This is a genomic window from Luteibacter pinisoli, assembly GCF_006385595.1.
Lineage (GTDB): Bacteria > Pseudomonadota > Gammaproteobacteria > Xanthomonadales > Rhodanobacteraceae > Luteibacter > Luteibacter pinisoli.
The window spans coordinates 765,642-784,032 of record NZ_CP041046.1 but is presented as its reverse complement, the minus strand read 5'-3'; the positions used below and the strand labels follow the sequence as shown (position 1 = coordinate 784,032).

At 68.5% G+C, this 18,391-nt stretch carries 20 protein-coding genes; 7 read left to right on the top strand and 13 right to left on the bottom strand.

All coding sequences use genetic code 11. The features are described 5' to 3' along the window. Positions 1–2: 2 nt before the first annotated feature. The 13 genes from FIV34_RS03480 to FIV34_RS03420 are packed head-to-tail and all read right to left on the bottom strand — an operon-like array spanning position 3 to position 12,485. Positions 3–1,508 carry a B12-binding domain-containing radical SAM protein gene (locus FIV34_RS03480; protein WP_139979717.1) on the bottom strand — a complete coding sequence of 502 codons (1,506 nt, stop codon included), beginning with the start codon at positions 1,506–1,508 and terminating at the stop codon, positions 3–5. 9 nt (positions 1,509–1,517) lie between these two features. After that, positions 1,518–2,219 (bottom strand): class I SAM-dependent methyltransferase, encoded by a 702-nt coding sequence (locus FIV34_RS03475; RefSeq protein WP_139979715.1) that lies wholly within the window; start codon positions 2,217–2,219, stop codon positions 1,518–1,520. A gap of 2 nt (positions 2,220–2,221) precedes the next feature. Then, positions 2,222–3,415 (bottom strand): amidohydrolase family protein, encoded by a 1,194-nt coding sequence (locus tag FIV34_RS03470; protein ID WP_139979713.1) that lies wholly within the window; start codon positions 3,413–3,415, stop codon positions 2,222–2,224. Beyond that, complete coding sequence (locus FIV34_RS03465; protein ID WP_139979711.1) at positions 3,412–4,248, bottom strand: class I SAM-dependent methyltransferase; 837 nt, start codon at positions 4,246–4,248, stop codon at positions 3,412–3,414. The genes FIV34_RS03470 and FIV34_RS03465 overlap by 4 nt, the downstream gene beginning before the upstream one ends. Then, positions 4,208–5,107, bottom strand: a complete 900-nt coding sequence (locus tag FIV34_RS03460) for a Wzz/FepE/Etk N-terminal domain-containing protein (RefSeq protein ID WP_139979709.1) — start codon at positions 5,105–5,107, stop codon at positions 4,208–4,210. The genes FIV34_RS03465 and FIV34_RS03460 overlap by 41 nt, the downstream gene beginning before the upstream one ends. Before the next feature lie 13 nt (positions 5,108–5,120). Then, entirely contained in the window at positions 5,121–6,251 is a 1,131-nt protein-coding gene (locus tag FIV34_RS03455; protein WP_139979707.1) for a hypothetical protein, read from the bottom strand. Next, positions 6,248–7,171, bottom strand: coding sequence for a glycosyltransferase (locus FIV34_RS03450; RefSeq protein WP_139979705.1), 924 nt, complete (start codon positions 7,169–7,171; stop codon positions 6,248–6,250). The genes FIV34_RS03455 and FIV34_RS03450 overlap by 4 nt, the downstream gene beginning before the upstream one ends. Continuing rightward, entirely contained in the window at positions 7,168–8,424 is a 1,257-nt protein-coding gene (locus tag FIV34_RS03445) for an O-antigen translocase (protein WP_139979703.1), read from the bottom strand. Before FIV34_RS03445 ends, FIV34_RS03450 begins: the two co-directional genes overlap by 4 nt. Beyond that, positions 8,421–9,533, bottom strand: a complete 1,113-nt coding sequence (locus FIV34_RS03440) for a DegT/DnrJ/EryC1/StrS family aminotransferase (protein WP_139979701.1) — start codon at positions 9,531–9,533, stop codon at positions 8,421–8,423. The genes FIV34_RS03445 and FIV34_RS03440 overlap by 4 nt, the downstream gene beginning before the upstream one ends. Then, positions 9,533–10,465, bottom strand: coding sequence for a GNAT family N-acetyltransferase (locus tag FIV34_RS03435; protein WP_139979698.1), 933 nt, complete (start codon positions 10,463–10,465; stop codon positions 9,533–9,535). Before FIV34_RS03435 ends, FIV34_RS03440 begins: the two co-directional genes overlap by 1 nt. Beyond that, positions 10,458–11,381 (bottom strand): glycoside hydrolase family protein, encoded by a 924-nt coding sequence (locus FIV34_RS03430; RefSeq protein WP_139979696.1) that lies wholly within the window; start codon positions 11,379–11,381, stop codon positions 10,458–10,460. Before FIV34_RS03430 ends, FIV34_RS03435 begins: the two co-directional genes overlap by 8 nt. A gap of 10 nt (positions 11,382–11,391) precedes the next feature. Further along, positions 11,392–12,057 carry an acetyltransferase gene (locus tag FIV34_RS03425; protein WP_139979694.1) on the bottom strand — a complete coding sequence of 222 codons (666 nt, stop codon included), beginning with the start codon at positions 12,055–12,057 and terminating at the stop codon, positions 11,392–11,394. Beyond that, positions 12,042–12,485, bottom strand: coding sequence for a sugar 3,4-ketoisomerase (locus FIV34_RS03420; RefSeq protein ID WP_139979692.1), 444 nt, complete (start codon positions 12,483–12,485; stop codon positions 12,042–12,044). The genes FIV34_RS03425 and FIV34_RS03420 overlap by 16 nt, the downstream gene beginning before the upstream one ends. A gap of 149 nt (positions 12,486–12,634) precedes the next feature. Here FIV34_RS03420 and FIV34_RS03415 point away from each other — a divergent pair, with 149 nt between their 5' ends. The 7 genes from FIV34_RS03415 (at position 12,635) to FIV34_RS03385 (ending at position 18,360) form a co-directional block, all read left to right on the top strand. Beyond that, positions 12,635–13,189: a cytochrome b gene (locus FIV34_RS03415; protein ID WP_139979689.1), complete on the top strand. Its 555-nt coding sequence runs from the start codon at positions 12,635–12,637 to the stop codon at positions 13,187–13,189. Between the two features lie 41 nt (positions 13,190–13,230). After that, positions 13,231–14,580, top strand: coding sequence for a cytochrome C (locus FIV34_RS03410; RefSeq protein ID WP_139979687.1), 1,350 nt, complete (start codon positions 13,231–13,233; stop codon positions 14,578–14,580). Between the two features lie 19 nt (positions 14,581–14,599). Next, on the top strand, positions 14,600–15,001 hold the full coding sequence (locus tag FIV34_RS03405) for a c-type cytochrome (RefSeq protein WP_425462907.1): 402 nt from the start codon (positions 14,600–14,602) through the stop codon (positions 14,999–15,001). 21 nt (positions 15,002–15,022) lie between these two features. Next, entirely contained in the window at positions 15,023–15,781 is a 759-nt protein-coding gene (locus tag FIV34_RS03400; protein WP_139979685.1) for a TorF family putative porin, read from the top strand. 67 nt (positions 15,782–15,848) lie between these two features. Next, the gene (locus tag FIV34_RS03395; protein ID WP_139979683.1) at positions 15,849–16,427 is read left to right on the top strand and encodes an RNA polymerase sigma factor; all 579 of its coding nucleotides are present in this window, start codon (positions 15,849–15,851) and stop codon (positions 16,425–16,427) included. Continuing rightward, positions 16,424–17,068: an anti-sigma factor family protein gene (locus tag FIV34_RS03390; protein WP_139979681.1), complete on the top strand. Its 645-nt coding sequence runs from the start codon at positions 16,424–16,426 to the stop codon at positions 17,066–17,068. Before FIV34_RS03395 ends, FIV34_RS03390 begins: the two co-directional genes overlap by 4 nt. Next, positions 17,065–18,360, top strand: a complete 1,296-nt coding sequence (locus FIV34_RS03385; protein WP_139979679.1) for a S8 family serine peptidase — start codon at positions 17,065–17,067, stop codon at positions 18,358–18,360. Before FIV34_RS03390 ends, FIV34_RS03385 begins: the two co-directional genes overlap by 4 nt. Positions 18,361–18,391: the final 31 nt, after the last annotated feature.

Genomic DNA, 18,391 nt, shown 5'->3' with positions numbered 1-18,391 from the left:
ACCTAGATGCCCGAGACCTGCGGCAGGCGCAGCTTCACCAGGCGGTTGGCCAGGTTGAGTTCCCACGGCTTGTCGTAGCGACGGCGCTGGTAGCGCCACGCGGCCAGCGCGCTGAGGCTGCGCTTGGCCCACGGCGGCGAGCGCATGTCCTGCACGGTTGGAAAGCGGCAGCGCAACACGGTGACAAAATCCTGGATATGCCGGCGCAGGTCATCGGTGAGCCACGGTGCGTCCGCGTGGCAGGCGTAGTCCACCCAGCGTTTCTCGGTCCATTCCTCCGGCGACGACGGGAACACCACCGGTTCGCCATTGAGATCATGCAAGGGCATCGAGGCGCGCTTGCCACGGTCCTTCTCGTGCTTGCTGCTCTCCGGCAACGGCGTGTAGATGTACACGATGATTTCCGACGCCGGGTTGATCTTCTTCAGCTCGCGGATGAACTCGAAGGTGTGCAGCGTTTCTTCCTCGGTGTTTTCCGGCGGAGCCACCATGAAGGACAGCTCGGGAATCACGCCGTGGCGACGGCACAGCTCGGCCACTTCCAGGGTCTGGTCCGGGCGGGTGCCCTTGCGGATCTCCTTCAGCATCGCCCCGCTGGGCGACTCCGCGCCGATGTACGCCATGCGCAGGCGGCTCTTGCGGACCAGCTTCCAGGTGCTTTCCGAGAGATTCAGCAGCGCGTCCGATCGCGCATAGCACCACCACGGCAGCTCCATCTTCGCCATCACCTCGAGCAACGGCACCATGTCCTGCTCGCGGTCGAAGAAGTTGTGGTCGAAGTACTGGATGGAATCCGCGCCCAGGTGGTGCTTGAGGTACGAGAGGTCGCGTTCCAGTCGCGCGGCGGCAGGAAGCTGCGTCGTGCCGCCAAACATCGCGGCCACGCCGCAGAACGTGCAGCGGAAGCGGCAGCCGATCGCCGACTGGTGCGCGGCGGTGCGGCGGCCAAGGAAGGTGCGCGCAAGGTACTGGCGCGGGTCGCCGAGCTTGTCGTAAGGCAGCACGATGCCCGGATCGGTCAGGTGGAACTTGCGATTGGGGTTGTGCACGGCGTGGCCGTCGGCGTCTTTCCACGACATGCCGGCGATGCGTGATACGTCGCGATCCGGGCGCGCTAGTGCGGCAATCAGGTCGGGCATGGTTTCCTCGCCCTGCCCGCGCACGGCGTAATCCACGTACGGCGCGGACAGGGCCGTATCGGTATACAGCGTCGGGAAATAGCCGCCCCAGATGATGGGCAGGTGCGGGTGGTGCTCGCGGACGGCTTTCGACACGGCGATGGACGGTTCCATCTGCGGGCCACCCATGACGCTGATGCCCACCGCGTCCACCGGCTTCGCCGCGATGGCGCGCAGCGTCGCGTCGACGATGTCGCGGTCCACGTTGCCGTCGATGATCGTGCTCTCGCCGCGGCGGTCGAGCGCCGCCGACAGGTTGAGCAGCGCCAGCGGAAAGCGCGCGCCCTGGCGGGAGGTGATCGTGGGGTTGACCAGCAAGGTGTGGGACATGGCGTGCCGTCAGGTGGTGGCGTGGCGCAGGCGCATGACCAGCGCCACGGGTACATCAAGGGCGACCGGATCGAACCGCGCACCCGGGGGAATGTCCGCGCGGTCGAGCCGGGGCTCGGCGACGGCGTCGATGACCAGGCCGGCATGCGCGCAGGCGGCATGCCAGTGGCTGTAGTAGTGGATCGCGTGATGCACGGCGTAACGCTTGCCGTCGGCGCGGAAATCACGCTGCCAGCCGAGCGCCGCACCCACGGGATGGAAGTCGCTCACCACCAGCGTGGCGTGCGGGCGCGTCACCCTGGCGAACTCCTGGATCACGGCGGCGAGGTCGTCGACGTGGCCCACGGCGAGGCCACAGAGCAGCACGTCGGCACTGTCGTCGGGGAGCGGCAACGCCGTGAGGTCGCCCTGGGCAAGCGCAATGTGGGCCGTCGCGGGCGCGTCGTCGAACAACGCCGTCGCCCGGGCCAGCATCGGGCCGGAGAGGTCCACGCCCACCAGCGACGTCGCCCCGCGTGCCAGCGCATGGCGAAGGTAGCGCCCGCTGCCGCAGCCGGCGTCGAGCACGCGCCGGCCTTCGAGCTGCGACGGCATCAGCGCGAGCATGGCGCGCTCCTCGGCGTGCATGAGCGGATTGTGGGCGTGCGCCGGATACGACGCGGCCCACAAGGCATACGCGGGCGCGGGATCGAGGACGGGTGCGGCGTGCATGGTCAATGCACCCGGCGGTGATGACGCTCGAAACCGGGCTCCAGCGCGATCAGCGCCGGGTCGGCAAGGCGCGCATCCACCAGCTTCGGCCGGCCGTCGAGGGTCATTGCCGCGGTGTCGACACCCGCCGCGGCGAACCAGGGCGCGAAATCCGGGTCGGCCACGCAGGGGCGGCCGTCACGCACGACAGCGCGCAGATCCGCACGGCGCACGCCGTCAAGCGCCGCGGGGCCCGCGTGGCCACGATCCGCCACCACGATGAAATTGGCCGGCGCGCCGCTATCCAGCGTGCCGTGGCCCGCCAGGCGCAGGATCCGCGCGGCATCCGACGTCGCCAGCGCGAGCAGGGCCGCGGAGGAAAACTCGTCGCGCTCGCGCACGCCACACAGTTCGTCCAGCAGGTCACGCGCGCCGGAGAGCCGCGAGTCGCTGCCGAGCGCGAGCCGGCCGGCTGCGGCCAGCGGGCGCGGATCCAGCGTGGTGCCCAGCAGGTTGCGATTGCTGGCCGGGCACCAGACCACGGCCGCACCGCGCGCCACCACGCGCGCCATGTCGTCTTCGCTGAGGCCGACGCCGTGCACCAGGACGCTGTTCGGCGCCAGGCAGCCCAGCGTATCGAGGGCATCGAGTTCAGCGCGCGCGACGGCGTCGCTGCCTTCCGCGAGGTGGATGATCCAGGGCTTGTCGGCGGGCGTGGCCGCGAAGCTCTCGCGTACCGGTGGCCCATACGCCGGGCCACCCAGCGCGTAGCTCCAGCCATGCCCGCGCAGCAGCGCCACGGGAAAATCGTCGGCGTCCAGCGTTGCGTCCCAGGGATCATGGTGGGCGACGCAGGTGACACCGGCGAGCAGGTTCTTCAGCGCGCCGTGGCGCAGGCGCACCGCCTTCGGCACGGCCAGGGCCGCTTTCACGTCTGGGTGTTCGAAGTGCGCCTGGAACGCATCGATCCACGCGTAACTGTTCGCGAAGTGCTGGCCACCCGGTAGCGGCGGCACGCAATTCACCTGCAGGTGGTCGTGCGCATTGATCAACCCAGGCAGCACGATATGGCCGCGCAGATCCACTTCCACGGCGCCACGCGGCGGGCGCGCCGCGAAATGGACACCCTGCACCGCGGGTGCATGCCGTTCGAGGCCGCGCGAAGTCAGCGCGAGCGCGCCGCGCAGCACCGCCCCGGTGGCATGCCGCCCGCTCATCGGCGGTGCATCACGATCAGGAAGTGGTCGCCCATGTCACGCAGCAGGGGAAGCTTGCCCAGGCGATCGTCCATGCGGCCGAGCCGATCGTAGAAGCCCGGCCGGCGGCGCACGCGGTCCACCATGTACGGCGGCGGCAGGAACAGGCTGAGCGCGCGGTACTGGCTGAGCGCGAAATGCTCGGCGAACGCCGCATAGAACTCGCGCGGCATGTAGTAATAGGTCCAGATGGTGTGGCGGTTCATGCCAACCGGCGTGACACCTCGCGCGCCACGGACCAGGGCGCGACGGAAGCGGCCACGGGCGGCGTAGTGCGCGACCTCCCACGGGCAGATCCGGCCCATCACCGAAAACACCAGCGTGCCACCGGGACGCACCAGGCGTGCGCACTGCGCGGCCACCTCGCGAAGATCCGGCGCGCAGTTGAGTGGCCCGAAGTTCGAATAGATGCCGTCGAACTCACCTTCGATCCGGTCAAGCTCCTGCACGCCGACGTGCACGGCCTGCATGCGCGACGCCACGCCCGCCGCTTCGGCCCGGTCGCGAGCGCGCTCCACCATCCGTGGCGACCAGTCGCTGGCCGTGACCTGGAAGCGGCTGCGGGCAAACTCCACCGCGTCGATGCCCGTGCCGCAGCCCAGGTCGAGCAGGCGCGAGCCCGCCGGCAGTTCCTCGCGCACGGTGGCCCACAACGTGTGCCGCATGCGCTGGATCAGTTCGTTGTTGCCGCGCGGCCCGTCATAGTCGGCCGCCACGCTGTCGAACGCTTCCTGCGTCTCGCGCAGGCGGATATCAAGCGGCGTCGGCGCTGCCAGGTCGTGCCGTGTACTCATCGTGTTCTCCGCCGTGCCGGTTTCCTGCCCAGTGAGTGCCGACTACGGGCGCGCGGGTTGAACGCCGGCGCGCATCCGCCGCGATCGCGGCCAGCACGCCCAGGAACAGGCCGCCCAGCACACCCAGGCCGGCGACGAGCGGCACCATGGGCGCCACCGGGTTCTCCGAGACATGCACCGGCCACGGCATCGTCGTCTCGAAGGTGTAGTTGGCCTCCAGGCGCGTGCTGATCTCGTTGCGCGCCTGCTGCAGGTCGCGGATGCCCTGGTCGGTGCCGGCGAGCGAGAAGCTGGCCAGCGCGCCCTCGGCATGCGCTGCGCCGGCTTCCTCACGGAGGCGGGCCCGGTCGGCCAGGGCCGACGACAGTTCATTGTCGATTTCCGCAAGGCGCTGGTACGCCGCGCGCAGCGGCGCGGCGCCAATGCCGCGGTGGATCGTGTGCAGGCGGTCCACGGTCGCCAGGGCGAGCTGGCGGGCATCGTTGGGGGAATAGGCGCGCACCGTGATGTGCAGCAGGTTGGCGTACGGCTGCGGGTCCAGCTTCAGGCTTCCCCGGTACAGGCTCGCTTCCGGCCCCTTTAGCGGCAGGCCAAGGCCGCTGAGCACCTCATCCTTGAACGCGTCGGTCTTCAACCGCTCCATCACGCGCAGCAGGGACTCCACCTTCGGATCCTGGCCCGTGGGAGTCGGTCCCACCTGGCCAATCTGGATCCACGCATCCACCTCCCACTGGCGCTTCGCCGTGGCCAGGTAGCCGGCGACCAGGGCCAGCACGATGGCGAACGCGCCAACGAACCACCAGCGTTGGCGGCGCACCAGGCGCCACATGTCGATGAGATAGACCTCGTCATGTTCCATGTCAGTACCGCTATCAGTGAGAGGAAAGTATCAGGCGCCGGCGTGGCAGCCACGCCGCCACGAGTTGCAGCACCAGGCACAGGCCGATGAAACCGAAGTTCATCCAGATGAAGGCCTGCGGTGCGAAGGGCGCCATGAGGCAGACGTAGGCCATGCGCAGGAAGATCAGCAGCGCGAACAGCGACGTGGACGCCGCCATCCGCCGCACGCTCCAGCGCATCAGCGCATAGAGCGCCAGCATGGCCAGCAGCGCGCCGGCGGGGCCCCATGCCATCAGGAACGGCAGGAACTCCGTGCCGACATTCACGTTGGAGGCATCCAGCGGAATGTCCGTGCCCGCGGTGACGATGGAGCCGCGCAAAGGCACGAGCTGGTTGAGCAAGAAGTCGGCGTTGCGATAGTCCTTCGCCACCAGCGAGGCGAAGTTGTAGGGGCCGGCACTGACGTACAGCAACAGCCACTGGATACCCGCGGGCATCGCGTTGTAGAACGCGCCGAACGGCAGCGCCACGGTCGCGACCGAGCCGGAACGCAGCATCCCGAGCACCGAAAACGCGGTGGCGCCGACCACGCCAAGCCCCGTCACGGCTCGCCAGGGCAACGCGCGCGCGGGGTCGCGGCGGAAGATCGTGACCAGGGCCAGGGCAACCACGCCGGCAAAAATCCGGTTGCGATCGACTACCAGGACGGGAAACAGCAGGCCTGCCGCGACCAGTGTGTAACGCAACGGACGGTGGTGGGTGCAGAGCATGCCGATCACCGGCAGGATCCAGCACAGGTCCGAGATACGGCGGATATGCTCGTGCCCGCCTTCCATCGTCGCGTACATGGACGGATCGTGGATGAGCGCCACCGGGAACAGGGCGAGATCGAGCACGCAGAACAGCAGCACACCGGCGGCGAACGCCAGGCCAAGGAAGCCATCGCGGGTGTGCGCGTAGTCGCGCGAACGCAACGCGGTCCACGGCGGCAGGCGGTCATGGCCGAGGAAGTCCGCGGCGATGATCAGCAAGGCGCCCATCACCAGCAACAGTAACCCCGGGAGGTAGCCGTCCGGCAGATGGAAGATGGACGCCGTCACCGCACAGGCCAGCAGCAGCGGCCACGCGATGTACGTCGACGGCATGCGCAGGAGGGCTCTCACGCTTCTTCCGGATGCGGATGCGCGGCGCCCGGCCGTACGGCGGCCCATCCACGCAGCAGCGCATAGCACGCCAGGCGCAGGGCAAGCGTGCCCGGCCTGGCCTGGAGGAAGGCCACCTTGGCGCCGATGTAGTGCACCTGCGCCCGCAGCAGCGTCCGGCAGGGTTCGTCGAACAGGCAAAGCCGGCGGATCGCCACTTCGCGTGACTCTTCCAGGTTCACGATGCGCGTCGCCCGGTGCCGCGTCTTGCTGAGGTTGGCGCCGTGCAGGCGATACGCGCACACGGGCGTGTCGATGAAGCCCAGCGCATCGCGCGCGGCCAGCCGCAGGAACAGGTCCCAGTCGTCGATGCGCAGCCCCTCGGTCCAGCGCGCGACGGTTTCCAGCGCGCTGCGCCGAAGCAGGGCCACCGGGCCACCAACGGCCCAGTGCGTGATCACCGCACGGCGAATGCCCTGGTCACTCGCATACAGCCGCTTGTTCGCACCGTGCAGGTCGGCCATGCCGCTGGCATGCAGGCAGCGCCCTTCCCGGTCGACCACGACGGAATCGCCGATGACGGCGCCCTTGCGTGGATGCCGCATCAGGTACTGCACCTGCGCATCGAGGCCGCCGGGCAGCAGGTAATCGTCGCTCGCGCCGAGCCGGTAGAAGTCACCCCGGGCCCGTGCCGCCAGTTCGTTGAGCGTCGCGGCGATGCCTTTGTTGGCACGCTGCGCAAACTCCACCGGCACCTCGTGCCCATGGCGCTCGATCCATGCAAGGATCCGCTCGCTGGTCTTGTCCGTGGAGCCATCGTCGATGATGACGATTTCCTTGGACGGATACGGATCCTCCAGCACGCTGTCGAGGCAACGCTCCACGAAGTCTTCGTGGTTATACGCGGGGATCAGGATGGAGACGAGCGGCGGCGTACTCATGCGGGCAGCCTCCCCAGGTAGCGCCGGACGACGACAAGGTTGAACACGAGGTAGGCGAGGTAATTCAGGGCGAAGGCGAACATGGCGCCGGGCAGCCCGAAGCGCTCGGTGCACAGGTAAACCAGCGCGAGATAGCTGAGCGCGAAGACGCATTCGGAGACGACAAAGAGCCGGGTCATGGCCTTGGCCAGCATCAGGTAGGAAAGAATAAACGCGGCGATCTTCACCACGTCGCCCGCGAGCTGGGCGGCATACAGGTCGTTCGCCGGCGCGAAGTCGGTGCTGAAAAGCAGTCGGGTCACCCAGCCACGCAGCACATAGACCAGCGCGGCACTCACCGCCACGGCGGGAAGCAGCACGCGTGCGGCCGCCTGCAACTCCGCAGCCAGCGCCGCACGGTCACGCGTCGAGGCGAGCTTCGGCAGGTAGTAGATGTTGATGGCCGTCGTAAAGAACAGCAGGTAGGCATCCGATACCCGTGTCACCGCCTGCCAGTAGCCCACCTGCTCCCAGCCGAACGCGCCGGCCAGGTGGTCGCGCACGGCGATGTTCACCAGCGGTGGCAGTAATGCCGAGGACAGGCTCATCAGCGAAAACGCCGCCAGCCGCCGCGTCATCTCCGGATCAAAGCGCATGCTCAGCATGCCGCGCTGGAAGTAGGGGCTACGCCACCACGCCGGCAGGCCGACCAGCAGCCAGAACAACTGGCCGAGCACCACCGCCAGCAGCGCGCCGTACAAGGCGAACCAGCGCGCGAGGCATAGCGCCAGCACCACGCTCAGCAGCGAGCCCAGCACCTGGACCAGCGCCAGCCGGCGCACGTCCATGAAGCCATTGATCACCGCCAGCACGTAATTCACCAGCGCGATACCGAGCTGGGCGATCGCCAGCACGCGGATGAGCCCGGCGTACGAGACATCCCCGAGCAGCCAGCTGGCCAGCGGGCGGGCGAACAGCAGCGCGGCGCAGGCCATGGTGCATGAGGCGGCCATGGCGTAGCCGAGCGCCGACGCCAGCAGCCGCGACAGGCGCTCGGGATCGTCGCGGTACTCGGCGACGTATTTCACCACGCCGGCGCTGATGCCACCGCCGGCCAACACCGCCAGCAAGGACATCAGGCTCATGAACTGGCCCAGCCGGCCCACGCCCACGGGGCCCGCGAGCCACGCAACGAGCTTGACCAGCACGAGCGCGGCGCCCAGCCGCGCGGCGGTACCGATCGCCGACCAGGCGCCTGCGCGCACGATATTCATGCGGCCTCCGCAAAGGAGCGGCATGCCGCGATCACCCGCTGCACCTGGGCGTCCGTGAGCGTCGGGCTCATCGGCAGGCTGAGTACCTCGGCATGCAGCCGGTCCGTGATTGGCAACGCAAGATCCGCCAGCTCCGGGTACGCGGCCTGCTGGTGCGGCGGCACCGGGTAGTGCACCTGGGTCTGCACGCCGAGGGTGCGCAGGTAGCGCTGCAACGCATCGCGCCACGGGGAGCGGATGACGAAGAGATGCCACACGTGCGCTTCTTCGTTGCGCACGTGTGGCAGGACGATCCCTGGGTGCGCGATACCGTCGCGGTACTGCGCGGCGATGGCACGCCGGCGCGCGGTGTCGGCATCCAGATAGCGCAGCTTCACCCGCAGCATCGCGGCCTGGATCTCGTCGAGGCGCGAATTGATGCCGCGCATCGGATGGTGGTACTTCACTTCCGAGCCGTAGTTGCGCAGCGCCGACACACAGGCGGCCAGCCGCTCATCGTCGGTGACCACGGCGCCGCCGTCGCCTAGCGCGCCGAGGTTCTTGGTGGGGAAGAAGCTGAAGGCTGCCGCGTGGCCAAAGCTGCCTGCGCGCTTGCCGTGGCGAATCGCGCCATGGGCTTGCGCGGCGTCTTCCAGCAGGAGCAGGCCACGCCGCCCGGCGATCTCGGCCAACGCGTCCATGTCGGCCAGCTGGCCGTACAGGTGCACGGGCATGATCACCCGCGTCCGTGGACCGATGGCGGCCTCGACGCGCGCCGGATCGATGTTGAACGTCAGCGGATCCGGCTCGACCGGCACGGGTCGCAGGCCGTTCTCCGTAATGGCAAGGAAGCTGGCGATAAAGGTGTTGGCGGGCACGATCACTTCGTCGCCTTCTACCAGCGCACCCATCTCCCGCCACGCGCGCAACACCAGGCAGAGCGCATCCAGGCCGTTGCCGGTGCCCACCGCATGCCGGGTGCCACACCACGCGGCGAACTCGCGTTCGAACCCGGCCAGCTCCTCGCCCAGGATGTACCAGCCCGAGTCGATCACCCGCGCCGCCGCGGCCTTCAGCTCATCGGCAAGGCGGGCGTTGACGTCGTGCAGGCTGAGGAAGGGAACGTCCATCAGAGCACCCACTCGTAGCGATCGTGCACGACGGCGCGCGCGCCGAAGGATTCCTTCTGCGCCACCAGGCCAGGGTTGAGCACCCTGCCCTCGTCCTCGGTCGAAATGCCGAAGCTGAAATGCGGGCGCTGTGCGTAGACACCGCCGACGAGCTCGGCAAGCAGCAGGCTCAGCGCGCCGCAGGCGCGGCCGGCAGCGGACGCGGCCAGGTACTGGGTGTGCACGGTATGGCCGAAGTCGTACACGACGACACCCGCCAGCAGTTCATCGCCGCGGTGCGCCTCGTGCAGGACGATCTGGCCGGGAAAATGCGAGCGCAGCAGTGTCAGCTCCGCGGTGCTGTGCGTGGGCACGGCGCCGTGCCGCTCCAGCACGCTGGCGAGGAGGGCGTGGAACGGCGCCATATCCGTGCCGACGCGCATGGCCACGCCCGCGGCCCGCGCCCGTGCAATGGCACGGCGCCGCATCGTGTTCATGGCCGGCCGTTCACGCGGGGAGAGCACCGACGACAGGTCGCGACGGACCAGTGACGCGCCAAGGCGATGCAGCGCGTACAGGTCTTCCTCCGCGGCGGCCGCGTGGAACACGTGCGGCACCGGCTTGTAGACGAATCGGCGGATGCCCTCGCCGCGGTAATGTTCGCCAATCCGCTCGAACGCCTCCAGCGTGGCTTCGGCACGGAGGCCGCGCGAGGCCACCAGCCCGCCGTAAGTGAGGCCGGCATGGCTGGCCACGCTATCGCCCTCGCGGTTCGCGGGGAGCACGGCCACCGGCTCGCCGTCGTCTTCCACCATCAGCGACGCATCGACATAACGATGCGAGTGGTAGTCCATGTAGGCACGGCGATGCAGGAAGGTGCCGTTGCGCGACTGCGCAACGACAGCATCCCAGCGCGCTTCGTCGGCGGGCACATAGGCCCTGACGCTAAGCATGCAGCGCCTCCGCCATGCCGAAGCCGTCCACGCCCATGTCGTTGCCGTTGTAGAACATCAGCGTGCGCCCGGCCTGCTCGTGCAGTGCCGGGTAGCTGATGGTGCGGGAATCCCAGCCCCGCTCGGAAAGCGCGAGCCCGAACAGCTCGTCGTGCCGTTCCCAATGGATGCCGTCCGTACTGGTCGCGCAGCCGGGGAAATAACCGCCGCGCGTGTCGCCGCGCGTGAAGTACATGACGTAACCCTGGCCATGCCGGTACACGCGTGGCCGGCCGATGCGGTACTCGTTGCCCTGCGGCATCAGGCAGACGTGGTCCCGCGTCGGCACGCCGTGCAGGTGCTCCGTTTCCGTGTAGCGGATGTGGTAGCGCGGATACGGTTGCCCGCCGATGGTTTCCCAGCCATCGCCCGCGGCATACCAGAGGCGCCACCGGCCGTCCTCGTACATCGCCGAGTGGATGGCCGCGATGCTGCTGCGGCCGGGGCCGCGGTCGAGCACCGGGGTTTCCTGCGTACGGGCAAAGGTGTGCCCGCCGTCGGTCGACAAGGCCAGGCCGGAGAAGGCCAGGAACTTCGCGCGCGCCACGCGCTGGAAGCCCACGTAAAACATGTGCAGCCCGCCGGGGCCCTCGACGATGTCGCCAAGGATCATGCCGTTATCGTCGAAGCACCCGCCACGGCCGACGTCCAGCACCGGCTGCGCGCTTACGCCGAGCACTTCATCGGGACGCTCGGCATCAAGGTCCACGAAACCAATGCGGCCGACGCCGTCGTCATCGCGAAAACTCGCGTACACGCGGATGACGCCGTCGCTCATGCGCCACGGCGTGGGCGTCAGGGCGGAGTGGCGCATCCAGCCGCCCACGCCCTGGCGCAGGGTATCGAAGATGAGGCCACGCTTGGTCCATGCCGTCATGCATGCCCTCCTAGAGCGCCACGTCCAGGCTGCGCTTGCCGGGCAAGGGCTTCGCGGGCGAGCCGACGTAGACCAGGCCGGGCTCGGTATCGCGCACCACGAGCGCGCCGGAACCGATGATGTTGTCGGCCGCGATGCGCACCTTGTCGTTGAAGGTGGTGTTCACGCCGATGAAGCTGGATTCACCGATCTCGCAGTACCCCGACACCACCGCGTGCGAGGCCATGAACACGTGGTCGTGGACCACGGTGCGATGGCCGATGTGGTTGCCGCTCCACAGGATGCAGTTGTTGCCGATGGTCACGAACGGCTGGATCACGTTGTTCTCGAAGATGAAGCTGTTTTCGCCCACGGTGGCGTTGCGCCAGACGAAGGCGCGCGAACTGATGTAGCTGGCGAAGGTGTACCCGCGCGCTTTCAGGTCGCGGTAGAAGCGCGTGCGCAGGCGGTTGAGTCCGCTCGCCGGAATGGCGACAAACACATCCACCGCGTCGGGCGGGTAAAGCGCCTCGATGTCCTCGTAGGCGATCACCGGCGTGCCGTCGATGGCGTCGACGCTGAGCCACGCGCGCTCCACGACGAAAGCCGCGATGTCGCGGCCGGCATCGTGGGTGAAGTATTCGCGGGCGATCTGCGCCAGCTCGCCCGCACCGATCAGGATCAGCGGCCGGGCCATGCCGCCACCGCCACGGCCTCCGGGTACGCCGGCGCACGCGCCTCGCGCAGGAACTGGTCGTAGTCCGCGATGTAGTCGCTCGGGTCGTACAGCTGGTCCGCCAGCACCATCACGACGCAGTCCTCGCTAAAGTGATGCAGCTCGCGCCAGACCATCGGGCCGATCAGCACCCCGCTGGCCGGGTCGTCCAGGGTCACCTCGGCCGGGCCGCTGCCGTCATCCAGCAGGAAGGTCACCGAGCCGCGTACCGCGACGGCGAGCTGGGTGAGCGTGCGGTGCGCATGCTGCCCCCGCCGCACCGACTCGCACGTGGCGAAGATGTAATAGACCCGGCGGATGTCGAAGGGCACGTCGCGCATGCCTTCGAGGGCCACGAGCATGCCGCGGCTGTCGCCGTGGATCTGGAAGGGTATGCGTGCGATGTCCATGGCGTATCCCGGGGTGTCGCGGTGGTCTCGAATGAGTGCAGGCCCTTTCACGAAAGGTTGCCGTTGCCGCGCCGCAACCTTTCAAGCCGGTGGGCGGCACTCATGGCCATGCGTTGCCCGGCTGGCGGGCGCCATGGGGATGAAGCGGGATGGCCTGGAACACCCAAGACGAACGCCCGGTACCCTGGCCGCGCCCCCTGCGGGTGCTGCACTGGCTCACGGTCGTCTTCGTCACCTGCGCCGCCGCGGTTATCCTGCTGCGCGAGGAAGTCTCCGGGCGCAGCCTGCGCATGTGGCTGCTCGAGGGCCACCGCCACCTCGGCCTGCTGGTCCTCCTGCTTTTCATCGTCCGCGTCGTGTTGCGCCTGCGCACCGGCCGGCTGCCGCCCATCGCCATGCCGCGGGTGATGCACCTCGCCGCGGGGGCCACGCATGTCGCGCTTTACCTGCTGTTGCTGGGCATGCCCCTTGTCGGCTGGGCGATGAGCAGTGCGGGCGACCACGACGTGCATTTCTTCGGGCTGACCCTGCCGCGGCTGGTGGCCCCCGACGACGACCTCGCCGATCGCCTGCAGGCCCTGCACATCGACGCCGCATGGGTGTTGCTCGCCCTGGTCTGCCTGCACATCGGCGCCGCCCTGTTCCACCACTTCGGCCGACGTGACGGCCTGTTGCACCGGATGTGGCCGCGCAAGGGCGCCTAGGCAGCCCCGCGCCACCCCTACCCACAAGGAGTTCCGTTCCCATGTTGCCCTTACCGTTCCGACGTCGACCGCGCACACCTGGCCACGCCGGCATGTGGGCCGTGCTCGCTCTGCTGCTGTCGCTGGCCAGCCAGAGCGCCCAGGCCATCCCGGCGTACGCACGGCAGACCGGCTCGGCCTGCGCGGACTGCCACGCAGGGGCTTACGGGCCGGCGCTCACGCCTTATGGCATGCGCTTCAAGCTCAACGGCTACACCGATACCGACGGCCAGGGCACGAAGATCCCGGTGGCCGCGCAGCTGACCGAAACGCATAGCAACCCGAAGACCGGCCCCAGCGACACGAGCCTTACCGAGGGCGACCTGTATCTCGCCGGCCGGGTAAGCGACAACGTCGGCGGCTATATCAAGGTGGAAGCTGACCATACGGGCCACAACACGTACAACACACGCCTGAGCAACGTCGACCTGCGCTACGTGGCGAAGGAGCTGAAGATCGCGGGCAAGGACACCACGATCGGCGTCAGCGTGAACAACAGCCCGGGCTTCCAGGATCCGATCGCGGCGCTGCCGAATGCATCGTTCCTCGCCCCTGGCGGCACCACGGCCACGCTGCTCAACCCGGCCGCGCCCAACTCGCCGACCAACCGCGTCATCGGCGCCACGGTGTACGCGCTGTACGACAAGGTCTGGTATGCGGAAGCGGGAAGCTATCGCTCCCTGGCACCGGGCACGCAGGACGAGCTCGGTTACAACCGCAACGGTGATCCGGGCAAGCTCAGCAATACCGGGTACTTCCGCTTCGCCTACATGAAGGACATGCGCACGCAGTTCTTCTCCGCAGGCGTCGTCGCGCTCACGACCAAACGGCAGCTTCCACGCGCCGCCACGCGCGATGACATCGACGACTTCGGCTACGACCTCACGTACCAGTACCTCGGCAACCGCGAGCACATCGTCCAGGCCAGCTACGTCAATATTTACGAGCGCCGCGATTACGGGCAGCCGTTGCCGAATCCCGCCGTGCCCGGCACGTTCGAATCGGACAACGGCTCGGCGCGTGACCAGGTCACCTCGCTGGCTTACACCTTCAGACAGACCTATGGCCTGCAGCTCTCCCGGCTCAAGAGCACGGGCAGCCAGAGCGCCGCGCGCTACCCGCCTTTCGGCAACCCGGACAGCACGATCAACCTGATCACCGTGTTCTGGGCACCGTTCGGCAAGGACGACAGCTGGATCACCAAGGGCAACCTGAAACTGGGTGCCACGTGGTTCCGCGTCAGCCGCTTCAACGGCCGCAGCTCCAACGTGTTCGGCGCGCCACCCGGTGCCGCCAGTACGGACGCGTCCGACCTGAACGCCTTCTCGCTCTCCGCCAGCATCGCTTTCTAGCCCGACAGGACCACCCCGCGTGACACCCACAAACCTCCCCACCCTGCCCGCGCGCCTCGTCGTCGCGGGCCTCCTCACCGGATGGCTGCTGGCTCCCCTGCCCGCCGTCGCCGGCGATGCCAAGGCAGGCCAGGACGTGTTCAAGTCTGAGTGTGCCGAATGCCACAGCGTGGCCCAGGGTCGCAATAAAAAGGGCCCCAGCCTGTTCGGCATCGTCGGCCGGAAATCCGGCAGCCTGCCCGATTACAACTACTCCGATGCCCTGAAGAACATCGGCTGGACCTGGAGCCCGGATCAGTTACACACGTATCTATCGCAGCCGGCGAAGCAGGCGAATCCCGGCACCAAGATGAAATACGATGGCCTCGACAACGCGAAGGACCTGGACGATCTCCTGTCTTATCTCGGCACACTGCACTGAGGCAGGCGTATTGACGAACTGATGGCGAACCACCTGACCACGGGCAGGCCGGGCACCTCCCGCTTCGACGCGTTGGCGCCGCGGCGACGGCTTGCCGTGGGTGCGGCGTTGCTCGCGCTCGGCATCCCGGCGGCGCACGCCGGCGACTGGGGCGGCAGCGTGGCGGTCAGCTCGCAGCTGGTGGACCGGGGCGTGGCGGTGACCCCGCCCGCGCCGATCGTCCAGGGTGCGGTGAACTGGATGTCCCGCGATGGCTGGTCGCTCGGCGTGTCGGCCAGCTACCAGACCCGCTCGCCCGGGCGGGTGGCCGAAACCCTTACCCAGGTGGCCAAGTCCTGGTCGCTGTCCGACGACTGGCAGGTGCAGGCCGGCCTGCTCGACTACCGGTACCCCGGCAGCCCGAAGGCCACGCGCAACTACGACCGGACCGAACTGGGCGCCAGCGTCATCTGGCGCGATGTCCTGACCATGAGCGTCTCCGCCATCCAGATGGCCCACCGTGGCGGCGGCCCGCGCGGCGCGGCCGATGTCGGCTTCCGCTGGCCGCTGGGCTGGCACGTCTCGGCCACCGGCGGCCTCGGCCTCGCGCAATACCTCTGGCCGGCGTACCGTTACCATGCCTACGCCCGGCCGGACCGCTACAGCTATGGCCATGGCGGCCTGGTCTGGCAGAACGGGCCGTGGCGGGTGGAGCTGATCCACGTGTTCACCAACCGCGAGCGCAACTACGGCGAGCGGGGGGTTTCCCCATGGACCGCGACCGTGGCCCGGACGTTCTGATAGCCGTGGCAACCATTGGCGCCCCCGGACGCACTCACGGCCAAGGTAACCCACGCAGAGCCACGCCATGACCCAGGCCGATACCGACGCCAATGACCGCCTGCTCCTGCAGCGCATGTCCGCGGGCGACCGTGCCGCCCTCGCGGTGATGTACCGCGCCTACCACGGCCGCCTGACCCGCTTCCTGTCGCGGCTGACCCGCCGTGCGGACATCATCGAGGAAGTGGTCAACGACTGCTTCTGGATCGTCTGGCAGAAGGCCGCCAGCTTCCAGGGCGAATCGCGCGTTTCGACGTGGATCATGGGCATTGCCTACCGTTGTGGCCTGAAATCCCTTCGCCAGCACGGCAGTGAGCCGGTGGATGAAGACAGCGTCCCGGAGGATCGTATTCCCTCGCACGATCCCGACGAGGACCGCGAACTGCGCGACTGGCTCGGCCGCGGCATGGAGCGCCTCTCGGCCGACCAGCGCGTGGTGGTCGAACTCGTCTACGGCATCGGCCATTCCCTCGACGACGTGGCGGCGATCATGCAGTGCCCCGTCGGCACGGTGAAGGCCCGGCTCTTCCATGCGCGGGTGAAGCTACGCAACGTACTACCGGGCCTGGCCGGCGAAGCGGCCCCGTCCAAGGAGAAACTGACATGACCCGCCCCACCCCAGCCGGCAGGGACTGCGCCCGTGCCTGGGAAGCCATGCCCTGGATCCTCCAGGGCAAGGCCAGCGCCGAGCAGGACACCTGGCTCGACGGCCACCTGGCCACCTGTGACGACTGCCGCGTGGAATTCGAGCAGCAGCGCAAGCTGATGCGCGCCATGCAGCTCCCGGCCGACGTCGCGCTGGATCCGGAACATGGCATGCAGCGCCTGTTCGCCCGCCTCGATGTGGACGACCCGCAGGCCGAGCCGGCGCCGCGTCCCGCGACCAGCGGCTGGCTGTTGCGCTCGCTCGCCGCCGCCGTGGTGCTGCAGGCCGTTGGCCTCGGCGCCCTGGGCCTGAAACTGTGGTCCGCCGATGCCACGGCGCCGGCCGCGTATCGCACCTTGAGCGATGCCGCGCCGGCCACGCCGCAAGGCGCCATCCATGTCGTGCCGAACAAGGCCATGACCATGGACGCGTGGAATGCCTTGCTGCAGGCCCAGCACCTGCGCGTCGTCGACGGCCCGAACGGGGTCGGTGCGTTCACCGTCGTCTCCGAAGATGCCGCGGTGAACGCGAAGCAGGCCTCCGAGCGGCTGCGCAGCACGTCGGGCATTCGCTTCGCGGAGCCGGTCGCCAGCACGCCATGAAAAAAAGCGTGTTCCTGCTGGCCGTGGCACTGGCCGCGCTTGCGGGCTGTGCCAGCACGCGCCCCTCCGGCGCCGCGCTCACCACGCCACCATCGGCGCATGCCGATACGGGCGCGGCGGCGGGCATGGATAGTTCCCGCGATATCGTGCTCGCCGTCGCCAACCCGCTGGAACCCGCGGCGACGCATGCCGGCTCCAGCCTGATCGGATACGCACCCGCGCCGAACTACGGCGCCGGCCAGCGTGCGCGCTCCCTGCTTTCCGACCTGCGTCACCAGTACGGCTGGAACGAAGTGGGTGGCTGGCCGATCCGCGCGCTCGGTGTGTATTGCATCGTCCTGCGCCCGCCGGCAGGCACCGACCGCGACGCGCTGGTCGCCGCGCTGGCGAAGGACCACCGCGTCGAACTCGCGCAGCCGCTGCAGGATTACTCGGTGTATTCCGAACAGGACGGGCAGCAGTACAACGACCCCTACACGGATCTCCAGCGCGGCTTCGTGGAAACCCACGCCGCCGAAGCGCACAAGCTGGCGCAAGGCGATGGCGTGCAGGTCGCCGTCGTCGACACGGGCGTCGATACCTCGCACCCCGACCTCAAGGGCCATATCGCCGATACGCGCGACGAAGTGGCCGACAACGATCCCGCCTTCGCCACCGATCGCCACGGCACCGAAGTGGCCGGGATCATCGCCGCCGTCGGCAACAACCACCAGGGCCTGGTGGGGATGGCGCCGAAGGCGAAGGTCAGCGTGTACAAGGCCTGCTGGTATCCGGATGCCACCAGCGGGGCGCGCTGCAATTCGTTCACGCTCGCCAAGGCACTCGCGGCGGTGAACGACACCCACGCACGCGTGGTGAACCTGAGCCTCGGCGGCCCGGCCGATCCGCTGCTCGGCAAGCTGCTCGAACAACTGCTCTCGCAAGGCCGCATCGTCATCGCCGCCCTGCCACCCGATGGCAAGCCGGGTGGTTTCCCGGACAGCGCGCCCGGCGTGATCGTCGTGCGCACCACGGCCAGCGGCCCGGCACCACCGGGCGTCGTCAGCGCACCCGGCAACGACATCCTCACCACCCAGCCCGGCGGCGGCTACGACTTCACCTCCGGCTCGTCGATGGCCACTGCACACGTGAGCGGCATCGTGGCCCTGCTGCTGTCGATCGCCCCCAACCTGGACGCCGGCACCGTCCGCGACATCCTCCTTCGCACCAGTGCGCCGGAAAACGGCCTCGTCCAGGTGGATGCCGCCGCGGCGGTCAGTTCGCTGCCGAAAAAAGACCTCGTCAGGCGCTGAACACCCGGGCCGGCCGGATCGCGTAAAATGC